Here is an 18,509-nt window from a genome sequence, read left to right as displayed (position 1 = left end):
AAAATGACAACGTCTATTCGCCGGCGTGGCCTTGATGCCGTTCATACCGATTTCAACGTGATTTTTTGTGACGTTTGGGGCGTGCTGCACAATGGCGAGCGCGTGCACCCCAAAGCGGTTGTGGCTTTACAAAACTTTCGCAAAACCGGCGGAGCTGTGATTTTGGTCACCAACGCGCCACGGCCATCAGCCGAAATTGAAAGTGAATTGCTGGCAATGGGCGTGCCTCAAGACGCGTTCGACGGATTGGTGAGTTCTGGCGAAGTCACCCGCGATCTGATCGCAGATTATCACGGTAAAACCATCTATCGATTAGGGCCGCAGAGCGACGATGGGCTTTTTGACGGCATTGAAGTGCATTTCGGCTCGCTCGACGAGGCCGAAGCCATCATTTGTTCTGATCTGGAATATGGCCGTACGCCGCATGATTATGATCAAGAAGTCCTCGATTGGAAGGCGAGGGGCCTGCCCTTCATTTGCGCCAACCCGGACAAATTTGTCGAAATTGGCGATCAATTGATCTATTGCGGTGGTGCATTGGCCGATGTTTATCAAGAAGCAGGCGGCGAAGTGATCATGGCGGGCAAGCCGTTCATCCCGATTTACGAAAAAGCCAGCCAATTGGCACTTGCGAGCCGCAATATTGCACTCAAGGATCAAAAGGTCCTCGCCATTGGAGATAGCGCCAGAACCGACGCCACGGGCGCGGCGCTTATTGGGGCGGGCTTTCTTTTCGTGTCCGGATCAATCCACGCGCAAGATTTGGGTGATCTATACGCGCCTGATGAGATGCAGATCCAAAAACTATTGGCGCCAACGGGCGCCAAAGTGGTGGGCTATTGCCCTTTTCTGGAATGGTAACAAACAGAGCCTAGAACATGGCGTCCACAGCGTCTTGATCAATGCCTTCGCCCTTATTGGCTGGCCCCTTGACCAATCGCGCGCGGTTTCGCTTTTCAGTTTCGCTTATTTTTGGCGCGTTGGGGGTGATCTGATTGTTCTCAATCATGCGGCACAAAACGCCAATGCGTTCTTCAATCACCTCGACGGTTTGAATGACGCGCGTCACCCGCTGCCCCGTGAGGTCTTGAAACGTACAAGCTTCAAAAATGGCCAACATATGTTGCTCAACAAATTTGGCGTAAGCCTCTGGATCAGATTTATCCGCGTCCATCACCTGCTCAGCGATGTTCATAATCGAATTTGTGGCCACTTCGGTGGCGGAAACAATAGCGCTTAGTTCGCGACCCATTTCCGGGATGCGACGAGAAAAAATATCGTCCGGGTCAACTTTCGAAAGGTCACCGCGCAGCTCCTCAATGCAATTTAGCATGTCCCTTAGCTCGCGATACATGGATTTGTCCAAGCTGCGTACCAAGGGCTTAAGCGCTGAGGTGACTTTTTCTGCCATTGCAATGACCTCCCGCAAGGGGATCGCATTATCTTCGCGAGACGCAAGCTCTTCGCTATGGTCTGGCACGGGGTCGTCCAATTTTTCAGCCGTGTTCATATTATGCCACCTGCTGTTCAAACACAGTTTCAATTTTGCCTTGCAAAATCTCAGATGTGAATGGTTTGATAATATAATTGTTTACGCCCGCTCGCTTGGCCGCAATCACATTTTCTGTGGCGCTTTCCGCGGTGATCATGATGAATTTTGTGGCATCGGTTTCAGGGTTTGCCCGCACAGCGCGCAACAGATCGAACCCGGTCATCGGCTCCATGTTCCAGTCCGATATCACCAAGTCATATTTGTTGGTTTCAAACTGTTTTAGGGCCGCTTGCCCGTCAGAGGCTTCGTGTACATTTTCAAAACCCAATTGCTTTAAAAGATTGCGCAAAATACGCAGCATGGTGGCGTAGTCATCAACAATTAGTATACGCATATTTCTATTCAATTGCATGGTTGGTCCCCAGCACATTTCCAACATGAATGAGGGGCCACAATAGCGCCTTGTGCTGAAACCCACGTAAACCAAGCCTTGCGGGAAACTACATAGACCAATAAGCATCGAATTCGGTGAATCTGTCGCTTGCAAATCCGCAACGAAAAGGGCAGTTTGCACCCCAACATTCTAGTCTGTGCCAGAAATGGCGAAAAGGAACTGCGAAAACTATGGCGTTTTCCCTTATTGAGGATATTTCTCAATTCCCACCTGCTTTGCGTGGTGCCACCATTGCCATTGGCAACTTTGATGGCTGCCACCTTGGGCACCAAGCAGTGTTTGATGCTGCAAAGGAAAAAGCCAAGCGAGAAGGTAAACCCGCGCTGGTATTGACGTTTGAGCCACATCCTCGTGATGTTTTTGCGCCCCAGCCTTTCATGTTTCGCCTGACCGAGCGCGACCAAAAAGCACGGCTTGTTGAAGCTTTGGGCTTTGATGGCATCATCGTTATGCCGTTCAATAAAGACCTGGCGGGCAAAACTGCAGAGGAGTTTGTGTCCGATTTCCTTGTCGATTCGATTGATGTAAGTGCTGTTGCGGTTGGCGCCGATTTCCACTTCGGCAAAGCACGCGCGGGCACGCCTGACTTTTTGGCGAAATCTGGCGAATTGCACGGCTTTGATGTTAAGATTTGCGGCATGTTGGATGATGGCAGTGAACCTGTTTCATCCTCACGCGTGCGCGAAGCATTGCGCGAAGGCGATGTGCCAGCCGCCAATGCGCTGCTCGGCTATCACTTCTTTATTGCCGGTAATGTGAGCCACGGCGACAAACGGGGTCGCGAATTGGGCTATCCAACCGCCAATATCGCTTTGTCGCCATTTGAAGGGCTACAACACGGCATTTATGCGGTGCGCGTGCTGCATAAAGGCAAGGCCTATGACGGTGTTGCCAGCTATGGCCGCCGCCCTATGTTTGACAACGGCAAGGCCCTGTTTGAAACCCACATTTTTGATTTCAAAGGTGAGATTTACGGCGACAAGCTAGAAGTCGCTATCACCAAATACTTGCGCGGCGAAAAGAAATTTGACGGTGTTGATGATCTAATTGCGGCAATGGACCAAGACAGCATTGAAGCGAAAGAAAATTTGGCCCAAGAAAAAGCCATTACCGCTTTGGATGAAAAACTGGGGTTTTTCAGCCTCTAGTTCTGCCATCAAAGCCAAGCATTGGTTGACTTCTTTGCCGTTTGTGCATTATTCGATCAGGGACCAAAACCAAAGTTTTTGAGCAAATGAACCGTACGATTGTATTGAACAAAATTCATCTGGCCGCGCGCACGGGAGCGTGCGCTGTGATTTTTGGTGCATTTGACCCCATACCACGAATTACCAGCCGGCCTTCGTGAGCTGACGCTAACTGCGCAGCACGAAGTGTCGGATGACCTCATAAATCGCCAATAAATGCTTCATGTATGTGGGGTGGCCAAAGGCCGCTCAACCAAAGCAACGGGCGAGACCACGAAAATTCCAAAATATGGATTTGATCCAAGATGACCGATAATCAAACAACCTCAAACGAGGCGCAACAAGCTGACAAAAAAGACTATTCAGCGACGCTGAACTTGCCAAAAACCGATTTCCCCATGCGGGCCGGATTGCCAAAGCGCGAGCCAGCTTGGCTTAAACGCTGGGAAGATATGGACCTTTATGGGCAATTGCGCGAAACTTCAAAAGACAAACAGAAGTTCACGCTGCACGATGGCCCTCCATATGCGAACGGCAATATCCATATCGGCCACGCGCTTAACAAAATCCTCAAAGACATCATCGTGCGCTCCATGCAGATGCAAGGTTTCAACGCAGCTTACGTGCCGGGTTGGGATTGTCACGGTCTGCCGATTGAATGGAAGATCGAAGAAAAATACCGCGCCAAAGGCAAAAACAAAGACGAAGTGCCAATCAACGAATTCCGAAAGGAATGTCGTGAGTTTGCTGGCCACTGGGTTGATGTGCAACGCGAAGAGTTTAAGCGCTTGGGCGTAAACGGTGAGTGGGACAATCCCTACATCACCATGAGCTTTGACGCAGAAGCACAAATCGCCCGCGAACTAATGAAGTTTGCAACATCTGGTCAGCTATATCGCGGTTCAAAGCCCGTTATGTGGTCAGTTGTTGAACGCACTGCCTTGGCTGAAGCCGAAATCGAATATCACGACTATGAAAGTGATGCGATCTGGGTGAAGTTTCCGGTGAAAGGCGCTGGTGGAAATCAGAGCCAAGAAGGTTTGCTAGAACATTTGCTCGATGCGGCAGTTGTGATCTGGACCACCACCCCATGGACCATCCCATGTAACCGCGCAATCTCTTATTCAAATGCCATTTCATATGGCCTTTATGAAGTAACAGAGGCACCCGAAGACAATTGGGTCAATGTCGGCGAAAAGCTGATTTTGGCTGACAATTTGGCCGCGGACGTGTTCGCCAAAGGTCGCGTTGACGCGTTCAACCGCCTTGCAGATGTGCCGGCAGACGTTCTGGCAACAATTGAATGCGAGCACCCGCTTGCAGGTCATGTTGATGCCTACAACCACACAACGCCTTTGCTCGACGGTGACCATGTTACTGACGACGCCGGTACGGGTTTCGTGCATACAGCACCGGGCCATGGCCGAGACGATTTTGAGATTTGGATGAACAATGCGCGCGATCTTGAAGCACGTGGCATTGATCCAAATATCCCATTCTGTGTGGATGATGGCGGCTATTACACCAAAGATGCGCCGGGCTTTGAAGGCGCACGCATCATCGACGACAAGGGCAAAAAGGGCGATGCGAACCAAAAGGTAATCACCGAATTGGCCGCCCGGGGCAACATGGTTGCCCGTGGCCGCGTGAAGCACCAATATCCGCATTCTTGGCGCTCTAAAAAGCCGATCATTTTCCGCAATACGCCACAGTGGTTTGTTTATATGGATCGCGACATTGGCGGTGAGGGTGACACATTGCGTTCACGCGCATTGAACGCCATCGATCAAACGCGTTTCGAACCCAAAGCGGGCCAAAACCGATTGCGCAAAATGGTTGAAGGTCGTCCAGACTGGGTGCTTTCGCGTCAACGTACATGGGGCGTGCCAATTTGTGTGTTCGCCAAAGATGACGGCACTGTACTTAAAGACGAAGCAGTCAACCAACGCATTGCTGACGCATTTGAAGCTGAAGGCGCTGATGCATGGTTTGTTGAGGGCGCGGCAGAACGCTTCCTTGGCAGCGAATATGATGCAAGCGAATGGCACAAAGTAACAGACATCTTGGACGTCTGGTTTGACAGTGGTTCAACCCATGCCTTTGTTTTGGAAAAACGGGATGACCACGCTTGGCCCGCCGATGTTTATCTAGAAGGGTCAGATCAACACCGGGGTTGGTTCCAATCTTCCTTGCTTGAAGCTTGTGGCACACGTGGCGTTGCGCCGTTCAAAACCGTGATCACCAATGGCTTCACGATGGATAAAGACGGACGCAAGATGTCGAAGTCTTTGGGCAATATCGTCGCTCCTCAAGACATCATCAAGCAATATGGTGCGGATATCCTGCGTCTTTGGGCCTCGTCAATCGACTTTACCGAAGATAGCCGTGTGGGCGATGAAGCCATCAAGACAACCGTCGATGCATACCGTAAAATGCGCAATACGTTGCGTTTTCTGTTGGGCAGTTTGGCCCACTTTGATGAGAGCGAAAAAATCGACGCAGCTGATATGCCAGAGCTTGAGCGATATATGTTGCATCGCATTGCCCAAATGGACAAAGAAGTGCGTGACGCTTACGCCAATTATGACTTTAAACGCGTATTTTCAACGCTGTTTAATTTCATGACGGCAGACCTTTCAGCGCTATATTTTGATATTCGTAAAGACGCGCTTTATTGCGATCCAAAATCGAGCAACACGCGCAAATCTTCAATGACCGTTCTGAACACGCTTTATGAATGCCTTACCGCTTGGCTTGCGCCAATCATGGCCTTCACCATGGAAGAAGTGTGGCTAGAGCGGAACCCAGAAGAAAGATCGTCCGTTCATAAACGCCAGTTCCCAACAATTCCAAGCGATTGGCTCAACGACGATCTTGCAGCTAAATGGGCAAAAATCCGCAAGGTTCGCCGTGTGGTAACGGGTGCGCTTGAAATTGAGCGTCGTGAAAAACGCATCGGCTCGTCGCTTGAATCAGCGCCTGACATTTATGTGGCAGACGCTGACTTGTATGTGGCATTGCATGGCCAAGACGCGGCAGAAATAGCCATCACCAGCCAAGCCAATGTGTTGCAAAATGAAGGCCCGGCTGAAGCTTTCCGCCTCGACGAAGTTCCCGGTGTTTCTGTGGTGCCTAAAAAGGCAGAAGGCAACAAGTGTCTGCGTTCTTGGAAAGTCTTGCCTGAAGTGGGCACCGACGCTGAGTACCCGGATGTAACCTTGCGCGACGCGCAAGCCTTGCGCGAATTGGCAGGAGCATAATTCAGATGAAGGCAAATTTCGCCCATAAATCGATCTTTGCCTTCATTTTGGCCGCGCTGATTGATCAGCTGCATAAGTTTTACATGATCAAAATTGTCGGGTGGCAAGGTGGTGAACTGATCACTGTTACGCCATTTTTTGACTATGTTTTGGTGTGGAACCCTGGCATTTCCTATGGTCTGTTTGCGGCCATTCCGGCCTGGGGCCTGATTGCCATTATGCTAGTGGCCTGTGCAGGCCTTACCTATTGGTGGGCCACATCCCCTTCCAATCTGGTGCGCTGGGGCTTGGCGGTTACCTTAGGTGGAGCGGTTGGAAATGTCATTGATCGCATGGTCTATGGAGCGGTCGCAGACTTCTTTTCGTTTCATGCCTATGGCTATAATTGGTATATTTTTAACCTCGCTGATGTTGCAATTGCCCTTGGCCTTATCGCGTTAGTGTGGGATATGTTCACATCAAAAGGCGAAAAGGCCTAAAATCGCCTGATTTCAGCATTAGCGAGATCAACGCAAATATTTGAAGGCCGCATTTCGGTGAGTTGGAGTTAAGGACGCAACCTATGAGTTTTTCATCTTTCAAACGATCGGCTTTGCGCGCCATCCAATTCGCAACGCTTGGTGCAGCTGTTTTTGCGGTTGCAGCTTGTACCACGGTTGAAGGCACCAACGCCTTCAAAGACGGCGAAACCTTTGAGCGCGAAGTGTTGACCGCAACGGCTCAAGGCATTGGGTTGATTGAAAAGGAAAAGAAAGAGGACGTTAAGTCTGAGCGTGCACCTTTGGTTTTGCCCAAAGATGCAGCTGTTCTGCCCATTCCAACAAAAAGCACCCAAACCGCATCCCTGCCTGAAGACAGCGACAAAGTCTTGTTGGACAAATCCAAACTGACTGAAAACGAAATTCGTCTACTGCGCGGCGCGCGTGTTGTGGATCTTGGTGCCGTTAAGGGACGTCCGTTCACACCAGAGGAAATGGCCGAAGTTGCACGCCGGTTCCGCGAGCAGCGTGAGGCATATGCAAAAGCTTTGCAGTCGGGCACAAATCGCCCCCTCTATTTGCCGCCAGAACGCTATTTCACTAAAGTTGGTGGGCAAGACCTGATTTGTTTGGCTGATAATGGCGATTTGGTGCCTTTGGACAGCCCATTATGTCCTGAGGACATAAGAGCGGCATTGCAAGGCAACTAACAAACCGCTACACCGCGCCAACACTTTTATTCAATCGGAGCCAAAAAATGGCGACTGACAAAAAAGGCGCGCCTCAAAAAACGCGCGAAGGCGAACGTATCGCCAAAGTAATTGCTCGTTCGGGACATTGTTCGCGCCGCATGGCCGAAACATGGATCGAAGAGGGCCGTATTGCGATCAATGGCAAGGTAATTTCTACCCCTGCCTATAATGTGACCGACAAAGACAAAATCACAGTCGATGGCAATCGCTTGGCCCAAAAAGAAGCCACACGCATGTGGCTCTATTACAAGCCAGCAGGCCTAGTGGTCAGCGAAAGCGACCCTGATGGTCGCCCCACAGTGTTTGATGATTTCGAAAAAGCAGGCCTGCCGCGCGTTTTGACCGTGGGCCGCCTAGACATCAATACTGAAGGTTTGTTGATGCTGACCAATGAAGGCGGCCTCAAGCGCGTGCTTGAACTGCCCTCAACAGGCTGGACCCGTCGGTATCGGGTGCGGGCGCATGGTCGCATCACCCAAGAAAAGCTGGATGAGCTCAAAGACGGTATTACAGTCGATAAGGTTCACTATGGTCCCATCGAAGCTTCACTTGAGCGCCAACAGGGCGCAAATGCGTGGATCGTGATCTCTTTGAAAGAGGGCAAAAACCGCGAAGTGAAGAACGTGTTGGCTGCGCTTGGGTTAGACGTAAACCGTTTGATCCGTATCTCCTATGGCCCCTTCCAGCTGAACGAAATGAAGGTTGGTGAAATCTTGGCGGTTAAGTCCCGCGTGCTCAAAGACCAGTTGAGCGCCAAATTGGCCCAAGAAGCTGGTGTTGATTTTGATGGACCGATTGTGCCGGTTGAGATCAAAAAACCAACCCGTAACCAGTTTCAGTCTCGCGGCAAACCACAAGAGCCAGTCAAACCGGCAGGCAAACCCGTTGGGCGAGTTGATCGCCCGGTGCGCCCGGTCCGCAAGAAATTCGAAGAACGCCCAACCGAAGATTTTACACCCAAGTCCAAAGTGTTCTTTGATGATGGTCGAACTGAAATAATCGACACACCTGAAAAACGCAGCAAAGACGATGATGACCGCAAGGGCGGCAAGCGCCGGGACGACGATCGCCGTGGCGGCGATCGCAAAGGCTTTGGCGACAAAAGGCCCTATGGCGACAAGCGCGCGGGAAGTGGCGGCCCAGGCCGTCGTGAGCCAAGTCGTGGACAATCTGATGCGCGCAATAAACCTGCTGACAGGGATCGGAAGCCTTCGGGTGACAAAAAGCCTTATGGTGATAAGAAATCATTTGGTGATCGCGATCGCAGGCCATCGGGCGAAAATAAGTCGTTTGAAGAACGCGGTGGCCGTCCTCAATCGGCAAAAACGCGCGGTCCACGTCGTGACGACCGAACCGCAAATGATCGCCGTGGCGCATTTGTGCAACGTGACGAGCGCCCATCAGGTGATGGAGATCGCGGTCGCAACTCAGCACGCCCAGAAAGCCGCGGCCGGGGTGGCAAAAACAAGACCTTTGTTTCCGCCAAGCCAGACGATAGCCGAGGCTATGGCAAGCCGCGCAGCGGTGGCCGTCCAACTGGGGGCAAACCTGGTGGTAAGTCGGGTGGTAAACCCACTGGTCGTCCAGCAGGCAAACCAGCAGGCTCACGTTCGAGTAACCCAAATGCCAATCCAAACAGGCGTGCTTCGCCACCAAAGTCGCGCAAGTAGCGGCAGGCAAAAGGGCCAATTATGCGCATTGTAGCGGGTAAATTTCGCGGCAAGAAATTGCACACCCCAGAAACGGACGAAATCCGTCCCACATCTGATAGGGTGCGCGAAAGCCTGTTTAATATCCTTGCCAATCATTTCGGCCCCGCATTTCATCAGGTGCGGGTGCTCGATCTTTTTGCGGGCACTGGCGCTTTGGGTCTTGAGGCTTTGTCGCGTGGGGCAGAGCATGCAACCTTTGTGGACACTGGCGTTGAAGCCCGGGCATTAATGCGTGAAAATATCCAAGATTTTGGCGTGGCGGGGCAGGCGCGCATGTTGCGTCGAGACGCGACCGATTTGGGCCAAGTTCAGCGCATTCCGCCCTGCAATTTGGTGTTTCTTGACCCACCCTACAATAAGGGTCTGGGTGAAAAAGCACTGAGCGTTGCATTAGACGGTGGCTGGATTGCGGATGACGCAATCATAGTTTGGGAAGAGGCAAAATCTGCTGACCTGACAATTCCTAATGGTCTGACCGAACTTGATCGCCGCAATTATGGTGATACGCAAATCGCAATTTTACAGCGCGGATAAGAACGATTTCACTTCAATGTGAGGATCGGTGAGGCCTTTGCCCTCTTGCGGCCACGTTTGACATATGTAACATCACTCAACGATTTTATTTGAGGAGTTTGGTGTCGTGAAAATTAGCCGCAGAACAGCCCTGTTAACAGGTGCAAGCTTTGGTGCATTGTTTCTTGCCGGTTGTGACAACACAGCCACGAGTGATGAAACGGCGAACCAAACCAAAATAACTGCTGACAATACAGCATCTGGCGGCGAGGAAATTACACGCACAGGCGATTTGATGAAACCCTTGGGTTTTGAAGATAACTGGTTGGGCGATGAAAACGCCAAAGTGACCATAATCGAATATGCGTCACCAACTTGCCCTCACTGCGCAACCTTCCACAATCAAGTGTTCCCTGAGTTCAAGAAAGAATTCATAGACACCGGCAAAGTCCGCTTTGTAATGCGCCCGTTCAGCCGTTCGATTTTGGATGCTGTTGTGTTCATGGTGGCCGCATGTGACGAACCAGCAGCCGACTATTACAAACTCACGAGTGCCTATTTTGAAACCATGCGTTCTTGGGCAGTAAGTGACAATCCGAAGGCCCAAATGGCCCAAGTGGCAATAAATAACGGATTTACACAGGAAACATTCGAAGCTTGCTTGACAAACCAAGAGCTTTTCAAAGGATTAGAGAAGACTCGTAATCAAGCTTTGGAAGAATTTGGCTTGGAAGCGACACCAACGTTTTATGTGAACGGCAAGAAGCTGGCTGGAGTTATATCGGTTGAAGAATTCGCCAAAGAGATCGAACCGCTGCTATAGCGTTCATCGCTGCCCGAAACGGGGGGCGCGATGAAATTTTCGCGCCTGCGGCTCACTGGCTTCAAATCATTCACCGATTCCACTGATTTATATCTAGAACCGGGTCTCACTGGAATTGTGGGACCAAATGGGTGTGGAAAATCCAACCTTGTTGAAGCCATGCGCTGGGTGATGGGGGAAAGCTCCTATAAAAACATGCGCGCGTCTGGCATGGACGATGTAATTTTTTCCGGCAACACCAATCGCCCTGCGCGCAACAGCGCCGAAGTCACCCTTTTCCTCGACAATAAAGACCGCACGGCCCCTGCGGCGCTAAACCACGAAGATGAACTTGAAGTCACCCGCCGCATTGAGCGCGAACATGGCTCCGTTTATCGCGTCAATGGCAAAGAAGTGCGCGCCCGAGATGTGCAGCTTTTGTTTGCCGATGCCTCCACCGGTGCCCGATCTCCTGCAATGGTGCGCCAGGGCCAAATCGGCGAATTAATATCTGCCAAACCCAAGCAACGTAGATTGATCCTGGAAGAGGCGGCAGGCATTTCAGGACTTCATTCCCGCCGCCACGAAGCTGAATTGCGCCTAAGGGCCGCTGAAACGAATCTTGAACGTGTTGACGACATCATTGCCGCGGTTGATGGTCAACTTGAAAATTTAAAGCGTCAGGCCCGCCAAGCCACCCGTTATCGCAATATTTCAGGCGATATCCGCAAAGCCGAAGCGACCTTGCTGCATTTGCGTTGGGTTGCCGTGAAGGTGAAAGAAAAAGAAACGCAAGCCGAACATGCGCGTTTGGTCAATTTGTTGGCTGATGCAACCCATTTGGATCTTGCGGCCAAAAAACGGCTTGAGGCATCTGATGAGCAATTACAGCCCTTGCGCTTGGCAGAAGCGGAAGCTGGCGCGGTATTGCAACGCTTCAAGATTGCACTGACCCAACTCGAAGAAGACGCCAAACGCGCCAATCAACGCAAAACCGAATTAGAAGGTCGCTTGGTGCAGGTCAAAGTTGACGCGGCGCGGGATACGGACTTGATCAGCGAAAGTCGCGAATTGGTGGCGAATTTGGCTGACGAAGAAAAACAGTTGAACAGCGATGCGGCCAATGCTGCGGCAGACAATGTGCAAGCCCTCCAAGATGCAGAACGCACCAAACAAACTGTGTCTGAAGCCGAAATTGCATTGCGGGCCAAAGCCGACAAGTTGAGCGAACTGCGCGCCCACAAATCCTCAACCCAACGCACATTGGACGACGCAAAAGCGCGCCTAGATAAGCTTAATCAGCAGCTCGCAGATGTAGCGGATGAAGCGCAAAAGATCATCAAAGCCCTGTCTGAAGATAAGACATTGCAGGCGCGCCAAGACGCACTAGCAAATGCGCGCACAGAGGCTGAGCGCGCTGAAGCAGATGCCGACAAAGCCGAAGCGGCGACGCGGCAAGCCGAGCAAGACTTGCACGAAGCGCGACCAACACTAACCGCAATTGAATCTGAAATCACCAAACTTGATGCAGAAGCCCAAGCGATCTCCAAGATGCTGGAGCTGCATGACCAGTCTTTGTGGCCATCAATTGTTGATGCGTTGGAAGTTGAAGCCGGGTTTGAAACCGCCCTTGGCGCTGCAATAGGGGATGATCTAGACGCCTCTTCAGATGAAGCGGCCCCCTTGTTCTGGTCCCAGCCCGGAGATGACAGCGCCGATGCTGCCCTGCCAGCCGGCGCAGACCCATTGAGCCAATTTGTGCGCGGCCCGGCTTTATTGACCCGTCGCTTGAACCAAATCGGCGTTATCGAAAAGTCTGACGGCGAGCTTCTGATGAAAGCGCTCAAGCCCGGTCAAACATTGGTCACGCGTGAAGGTGACCTTTGGCGTTGGGATGGGTTTGTGGCGCGTGGTGACGCGCCTACAGCCGCCGCACAGCGGCTCGCACAGCGCAACCGTTTGGCGGAGATTGATGCAGAACGTCAATCCTTTGGGAAAAAGCTTTCAACGGCGCGCACCAACGTACAGGCAAAATCCGAGCAATTGGCGGCCAGCCGCGAGCAGGAGCGCCAGCGACGCGATATCTACAAAGATGCCCAACGCGCCATCAGCGCCGCTCAGGCCGCTGTAGAAGCCGCACAAAAGGGCCTTGTGGACCTCACGTCCCGCCGCAGTGCGCTGGAAGAAGCAAATGTGCGCCTCAAATCAAGCCGTGATGAAATGGTGGCGGTGGTCAAAGACGCTGAAAACGCCCTGAGTGTTATCGAGGATGATCAGGATTTGGCCCGGGCAATTGAAGCCGAGAATATGAACCTTTCTCGACTGCGCGAACAAGCAGATCAGGCAAGACTGCGCCTTGCAGGGTTTGAAAATGCGGCGCGGATGCGCGAGCAGCGTTTGGCGCGTATCGAAACCGAGCGGGGATCGTGGCAAAAACGGCTCACTGATGCACAAAGCCATTTGGCTTCGCTTGTTTCTCGCCAGCAAGAAATTGAAACTCAACTCGAGGAGTTGAACAGCGCACCGGACGAATTCGCCAATCAGCGTCGCACGTTAGAAGATAAAATTGAAGATGCCGAGCAGGACCGCAAACGGGCAGCAGACGCGGTGGCCAAGGCCGAGCAAATGCACCGCGAACAGGACCGCGACGCACGGGACGCCATTGCCGCCTTATCCAAAGTGCGCGAAGAAATCGCTCGCATCGAAGAGCGCTTGAAATCGCTTGGGCAACAACGTTTGCAGGTTGAGCAAAATGTGGTTGAATCTCTTAACGTTAGCGCAAATCGCACAGCTGAAATCGCAGGCATCAAGCCAGAACATCAGTTGCCAACGGAAAGCGCAACTGAAGCCAAGTTGGATCGCTTGAAGCGTGAGCGTGAACGGTTGGGCGGCGTCAACCTTCGCGCAGAGCGAGAAGCGACGGAAACCCAAGAAAAACTCGACACGATGGTGGCCGACCGGGAAGACCTTATCGCCGCAATCGCCAAGCTACGCACCGGTATTTCCAACCTCAATCGCGAAGGCCGTGCACGACTAACCGAAGCCTTCCATAAAGTGAACGCGCATTTCACCGAACTATTTACCCAATTGTTCGGCGGTGGCACGGCAGAGCTGACTTTCGTTGAAAGCGATGATCCGCTTGAAGCCGGTCTTGAAATTATCGCCCGCCCACCGGGCAAGAAACCACAGACGATGACCTTGCTTTCAGGCGGTGAACAAGCCCTTACAGCCATGTCGCTAATCTTTGCGGTGTTCCTCACCAACCCGGCCCCCATCTGTGTGCTCGACGAAGTCGACGCGCCATTGGACGATGCGAACGTTGAGCGTTTCTGCAACTTGCTCGATTCAATGCGCGAAAAAACCGAAACCCGCTTCGTGGTCATCACCCACAACCCCATCACCATGGCCCGCATGGACCGCCTATTCGGCGTCACCATGGCTGAGCGCGGTATTTCCAATTTGGTGTCGGTTGATTTGACGACGGCTGAGACGTTTTTGGAAGCGGTTTAGAACCAACACGTTAAAAGCCCTCATGGTGAGCTCGTCGAACCAGAAGGTTCTAATTTCCGCGCCCTTCGACAAGCTCAGGGTGAGGTTGAAGGTTTGCGGCTTGCCGATCCCGGCTCAAGGCCGGGAATGTCCCGTGGGGATATGCGGGCTATCCTTCTGGCATCCCCGGACTTGATCCGGGGTCACGTTACTGCAGCAAATGACGCTCAATCAGCATCTCAGCACCCACTTTGCACAAATGTTTTTTCATTGTTTCAACCCTGAGCAGCTTCGCGTTGAACTTTTCGCCGTTCAATGCTCTCCGGCCGCCACGTAGTATTCACATCATAGTATGTTTCAACCGAAGGGGTGTCGGGGGGTAAGATCACCCAAGGATGCTTGGTTTTTGTATAGATGTGGACATCGGGCGGGAAATTCGCAGAATCGTCCAACGTGCCAACCCTGACGAAGCGAACAAGGTCGCCAATCACAAGATAGTTGCTCCAGAGCGCGACTTGGCATCTGGGACATCGGGCAATGCGTTGCCCACTACCGCCTGGTGATTGGACCAAGATTTCGTTGACCTCGCCTTTTGTCACCACCACGCGATCTTCTTCAATCAAGGCATTCACCGCGAAGCTCGCGCCCGTTTGTCGTTGGCACCAGGTGCAGTGGCATCCGTGTACGATCAATGGTTCAGAATGCATTTCGTAGCGCACATGGCCGCACGTACAACCACCTTCAAAACTTTTCTTTTCTTCTGACATCGTGTGCTCCTCCCAGGCTCTTCAATATAAGTGGGCACGACCTACCATTGTCAATGTGAACTGTAAGCTTGTTCGGGTAATGGATTTTGTATGCGGTTGATCGGGAATGCCCCTGTGGTGAAGGAACGCACATCATCTCTCGGCGTCCCCGGACTTGATCCGGGGGCACATTGCCGCCGCAATGAGCCTCAGCAATGACTACCGCCGCCCAAACAGTTTCTCAATATCTACCTTACTCAACTGCACATAGGTGGGACGTCCGTGGATACATTGGCCCGAGTGCGGTGTCGCTTCCATTTCGCGCAAAAGCTTGTTCATTTCTTCGGCTCGCAAACGGCGGCCAGAGCGGACGGAGCCGTGGCAGGCCATGCGGGCGGCGATTTCTTCTAAGCGCTCCATGACAATGGAAATATTGTCCCATTCAGCCAGCTGATCAGCGACGTCATTGATCAGCTTATGCACGTCAGAATTGCCTAAAAGGGCAGGGGTTTCATAAACCGCAACAGCGGCAGGGCCAAATCGTTCAAGACCCAATCCGACGTGTAACAGCGCTTCGGATGCATCCTCTAGACGCGCGCAATCTTCTTCAGGCAAATCTATCACCACCGGGATGAGGTGCTTTTGCGCGGGCACGGGACCATCGTTCAATTCTGCCTTAAACCGTTCATAGACAAGTCGTTCGTGCGCCGCGTGCTGATCCACAACAATCAAATTGTCTCTGGATTGCGCGACGATGTAGTTCTCAAACAATTGCGCGCGGGCAACGCCCAAGGGGTGCTCGTCGCTCATCATGTCCTGGGCAGCAGCTGTGTCCGCGCTGTCCAAATCTTCCATCCGTGCACTTGGGGTATTCAACCCATCCATGCGCGGCATGTTGGGCGAAAGGACCGAGGGGCGATAGCCATAATCACCCTGATATTGCATGGTGCGATTGACTTCCGGATCAATCGAAGGCTGCCCCGTTTCGCTCATCCCATATGAAGAGGGAGGTGGAAAACCAGAAGAAGTGGGTTGCCCGGTAACACCGGGTTGAAACGCTGCAAGAGTTGCATCTGAAACGGTTTTTGAGGCACGAAAGCCCGCTTCGTCTAAGGCGTTCATCAAGCCACGGATCACCGCCGCGCGAATGAAACCAGGGTCGCGAAACCGCACCTCAGACTTTGCCGGGTGCACATTCACGTCCAAATCAGCCGAAGGCATATTGATAAATAGCGCCACCACCGGAAAACGATCCCGGTGCAAAAAGTCAGCGTAAGCACCGCGCACACCGCCAATCAAAACTTTGTCGCGCACGGGACGGCCATTGATGAAATAGAATTGCGCTAGCGAATTGGCCTTTGTGTAAGTTGGCAGCGCCGCCATGCCAGTTACGTGCACTGGGCCTCGGTGATAATCAATCGGCACGGCATTGGTGGCAAAATCATTGCCCATGATTTGCCCGAGGCGGTTCTTGGCGGCATTTTCGCCCGTCTGCGCAGGCCAATTGGTGGTTTGCCGATCAGACCCCTGCAACACAAATTGCACATGCGGTTCCGACATTGCTAAGCGCCGCATCACATCGGTGATCGCGTTGGCTTCGGCGCGGTCAGATTTGAGGAATTTCAAGCGCGCCGGCACATTCTTAAAAAGGCTGTGCACTTCCACCACCGTGCCATGCGGCATCGGGTTTGGAGAGATTACAATGCGCGGGCCCTCAAAGCTCAATTTCAGGCCAAGTTCTTCGTTCGTGGCGCGGGTCGCGATGGTCAGTTCAGCAACCGCACTGATTGACGCCAAAGCTTCGCCACGAAAGCCAAGTGTTTGAATGTCATCTAGCTCATCGTCTTTCAACTTAGACGTTGCATGGCGCGAGACGCTGAGGCGCAAATCATCTTCGCCCATGCCAAAGCCATTGTCTTCGATGCGGATCAAGCTTTTACCGCCCGCGCTGGTGGTCACCACAATGCGGGTCGCTCCTGCGTCCAACGCGTTTTCCACCAATTCTTTGACGATGCTTGCCGGGCGTTCAATAACCTCGCCAGCGGCGATTTTGTTCACCAGATCGTCGGGCAGTTGCCGAATACGCATGAATGTGATTCTCCTATTGCCGATAGCCTAGCGCCAACGAACAGGCTTTGCATCTTTGGCGTGCTTATGGCAAAGCTTCATCAACAAGCAAAGTGATGTGATGACGACCAACAACAATCTCACCCCCATGCAACAAGCGCTGCAATTGGCGCAAATAGCGGCCAACAATGGCGAAGTGCCCGTGGGGGCCGTTGTGGTGCATGATGGGGAAGTGATTGTAAAAGTCGCCAACCAAATGAAAGCCTTGAACGACCCAACAGCCCACGCTGAAATGCTGGCGATCAAACAAGCATTGGCGCTTGTGGGTACCGGCAGGCTCGCCCAATGCGATTTATACGTAACGCTGGAGCCTTGCACCATGTGCGCTGGTGCTATTGCACACGCCAAATTGCGCCGTGTCTATTATGGGGCGGATGATCCAAAGGGTGGGGCGGTGGACAATGGGGTTCGGTTTTTCAACCAACCCACATGCCACCATCAACCTGAAGTAATTGCAGGGCTAAATGAACGTGAAAGCGCTAAACTGCTTCAGCAGTTTTTCCTTGATCGACGATAAACCGATCCATCTTTTCGGCCAATTTATATTTGAATTGGTCTTTCACCGCATCGCCAGCTTCTAAGATTTCGCGCACGCGCCAAAATTCATAGGCGCCAAAATCGCGCACATTTGGCTTCACATAGATGTCTGGCGGATAGGCGCCCAAAATTTGGGCGGTGAGGGCATGCATCATGATTTGAGCAGCGCCCATGCCAATATCAATGGTTGCAGGTGTAAAGCTGGGGTCGGTTAAAACCGGATCACCGTTCACATCCACCCCAATAACAATGTCCATGCCTTGGCTCGCGTGATCCAACGGCAGCGGGTTCACAACACCACCATCCACCAACAAACGGTCTTCGTGAATGACCGGCTTGAAAAGGCTTGGAATGGCAATGGAACCGGCAAGCGCCCAATCCAGGCGACCTTTGTGAAAAACAGCTGGGTGCCACGACCGATAGTCAGTGGCGATCACCCTTAAAGGAATTTGCAATTGCCGAAAACGGCGCGGAAAAGGCTGCGGCGAAAAGGCCCCAAGAACGCGCAATGCGTCAAACTGCATCGAAATGCCGTCCTGAAACATTTCGCGAATGTCATAGACTTGTGTGCGCCAAAGCCGAGAACTCAGGGCGCGCATACTGCCCAAAACGTCCAAAGCATGTTCACGGATCTCGCGTCCCTGCATGCCAGACGCCCAACCAGCGCCGATGTAAGCGCCTATAGAAGTACCTGCAATAAGGCTTGGCTTGAGCCCCATTTCGTCCATCGCTTCGATAATGGAAATATGGGCTAAACCGCGTGCTGCGCCACCACCAAGGGCGACGCCAATTCGAGGACCGTACAAGGTCGTCATATTCGCCACCTAACTCTACTTTACTGCTTAAAAGCCTATCACACTGAGGTTAACAATTTTACGAAGTGCAGCAATTTTGCAACCACCATTGGACGTATCTTGGTTACAAACAATGTTTTATTCAACGCAACAATTGGTGAAAAG

The 18,509-nt window shown here is 52.2% G+C and carries 15 protein-coding genes; 10 read left to right on the top strand and 5 right to left on the bottom strand.

What is annotated here, in order from left to right:
- Positions 1-3: 3 nt before the first annotated feature.
- Entirely contained in the window at positions 4-861 is an 858-nt protein-coding gene (locus O4H47_RS03675) for a TIGR01459 family HAD-type hydrolase (protein ID WP_269392585.1), read from the top strand.
- A gap of 10 nt (positions 862-871) precedes the next feature.
- On the opposite strand, the gene O4H47_RS03670 is transcribed toward O4H47_RS03675, so the two are convergent.
- Both O4H47_RS03670 and O4H47_RS03665 read right to left on the bottom strand, forming a co-directional pair.
- A complete protein-coding gene (locus O4H47_RS03670; RefSeq protein ID WP_269392584.1) occupies positions 872-1,510 on the bottom strand; it encodes a protein phosphatase CheZ in 639 nt (212 codons plus the stop codon).
- A gap of 1 nt (position 1,511) precedes the next feature.
- Positions 1,512-1,886 carry a response regulator gene (locus O4H47_RS03665; protein ID WP_419719584.1) on the bottom strand — a complete coding sequence of 125 codons (375 nt, stop codon included), beginning with the start codon at positions 1,884-1,886 and terminating at the stop codon, positions 1,512-1,514.
- 230 nt (positions 1,887-2,116) lie between these two features.
- Here O4H47_RS03665 and O4H47_RS03660 point away from each other — a divergent pair, with 230 nt between their 5' ends.
- The 8 genes from O4H47_RS03660 to O4H47_RS03625 all read left to right on the top strand — a co-directional run bounded on the left by O4H47_RS03660 (position 2,117) and on the right by O4H47_RS03625 (position 14,161).
- On the top strand, positions 2,117-3,094 hold the full coding sequence (locus tag O4H47_RS03660; protein WP_269392582.1) for a bifunctional riboflavin kinase/FAD synthetase: 978 nt from the start codon (positions 2,117-2,119) through the stop codon (positions 3,092-3,094).
- A gap of 344 nt (positions 3,095-3,438) precedes the next feature.
- Positions 3,439-6,393 (top strand): isoleucine--tRNA ligase, encoded by a 2,955-nt coding sequence (gene ileS, locus O4H47_RS03655; protein ID WP_269392581.1) that lies wholly within the window; start codon positions 3,439-3,441, stop codon positions 6,391-6,393.
- A 5-nt stretch (positions 6,394-6,398) separates the two neighbouring features.
- Positions 6,399-6,872 (top strand): signal peptidase II, encoded by a 474-nt coding sequence (lspA, locus tag O4H47_RS03650; protein WP_269392580.1) that lies wholly within the window; start codon positions 6,399-6,401, stop codon positions 6,870-6,872.
- 83 nt (positions 6,873-6,955) lie between these two features.
- Complete coding sequence (locus O4H47_RS03645) at positions 6,956-7,582, top strand: hypothetical protein (protein WP_269392579.1); 627 nt, start codon at positions 6,956-6,958, stop codon at positions 7,580-7,582.
- 47 nt (positions 7,583-7,629) lie between these two features.
- A complete protein-coding gene (locus O4H47_RS03640) occupies positions 7,630-9,294 on the top strand; it encodes a pseudouridine synthase (protein ID WP_269392578.1) in 1,665 nt (554 codons plus the stop codon).
- A 21-nt stretch (positions 9,295-9,315) separates the two neighbouring features.
- Entirely contained in the window at positions 9,316-9,870 is a 555-nt protein-coding gene (rsmD, locus tag O4H47_RS03635) for a 16S rRNA (guanine(966)-N(2))-methyltransferase RsmD (protein WP_269392577.1), read from the top strand.
- 106 nt (positions 9,871-9,976) lie between these two features.
- Positions 9,977-10,672, top strand: a complete 696-nt coding sequence (locus O4H47_RS03630; RefSeq protein ID WP_269392576.1) for a DsbA family protein — start codon at positions 9,977-9,979, stop codon at positions 10,670-10,672.
- 30 nt (positions 10,673-10,702) lie between these two features.
- Positions 10,703-14,161 carry a chromosome segregation SMC family protein gene (locus O4H47_RS03625; protein ID WP_269392575.1) on the top strand — a complete coding sequence of 1,153 codons (3,459 nt, stop codon included), beginning with the start codon at positions 10,703-10,705 and terminating at the stop codon, positions 14,159-14,161.
- Between the two features lie 254 nt (positions 14,162-14,415).
- On the opposite strand, the gene O4H47_RS03620 is transcribed toward O4H47_RS03625, so the two are convergent.
- Positions 14,416-14,907 carry a GFA family protein gene (locus O4H47_RS03620; RefSeq protein WP_269392574.1) on the bottom strand — a complete coding sequence of 164 codons (492 nt, stop codon included), beginning with the start codon at positions 14,905-14,907 and terminating at the stop codon, positions 14,416-14,418.
- A gap of 198 nt (positions 14,908-15,105) precedes the next feature.
- Positions 15,106-16,974, bottom strand: coding sequence for a DNA mismatch repair endonuclease MutL (gene mutL, locus O4H47_RS03615; protein WP_269392573.1), 1,869 nt, complete (start codon positions 16,972-16,974; stop codon positions 15,106-15,108).
- A gap of 100 nt (positions 16,975-17,074) precedes the next feature.
- On the opposite strand from mutL, the gene O4H47_RS03610 reads away from it, so the two are divergent.
- Positions 17,075-17,530: a nucleoside deaminase gene (locus O4H47_RS03610; RefSeq protein WP_269392572.1), complete on the top strand. Its 456-nt coding sequence runs from the start codon at positions 17,075-17,077 to the stop codon at positions 17,528-17,530.
- On the opposite strand, the gene O4H47_RS03605 is transcribed toward O4H47_RS03610, so the two are convergent.
- Entirely contained in the window at positions 17,493-18,365 is an 873-nt protein-coding gene (locus tag O4H47_RS03605) for a patatin-like phospholipase family protein (RefSeq protein WP_269392571.1), read from the bottom strand. The genes O4H47_RS03610 and O4H47_RS03605 overlap by 38 nt on opposite strands.
- Between the last annotated feature and the right edge of the window lie 144 nt (positions 18,366-18,509).

Source organism: Maritalea porphyrae (genome assembly GCF_027213965.1).
GTDB classification, from domain to species: domain Bacteria; phylum Pseudomonadota; class Alphaproteobacteria; order Rhizobiales; family Devosiaceae; genus Maritalea; species Maritalea porphyrae_A.
The sequence above is the reverse complement of the archived record's forward strand: the minus strand, read 5'-3'. Positions and strand labels throughout refer to the sequence as shown.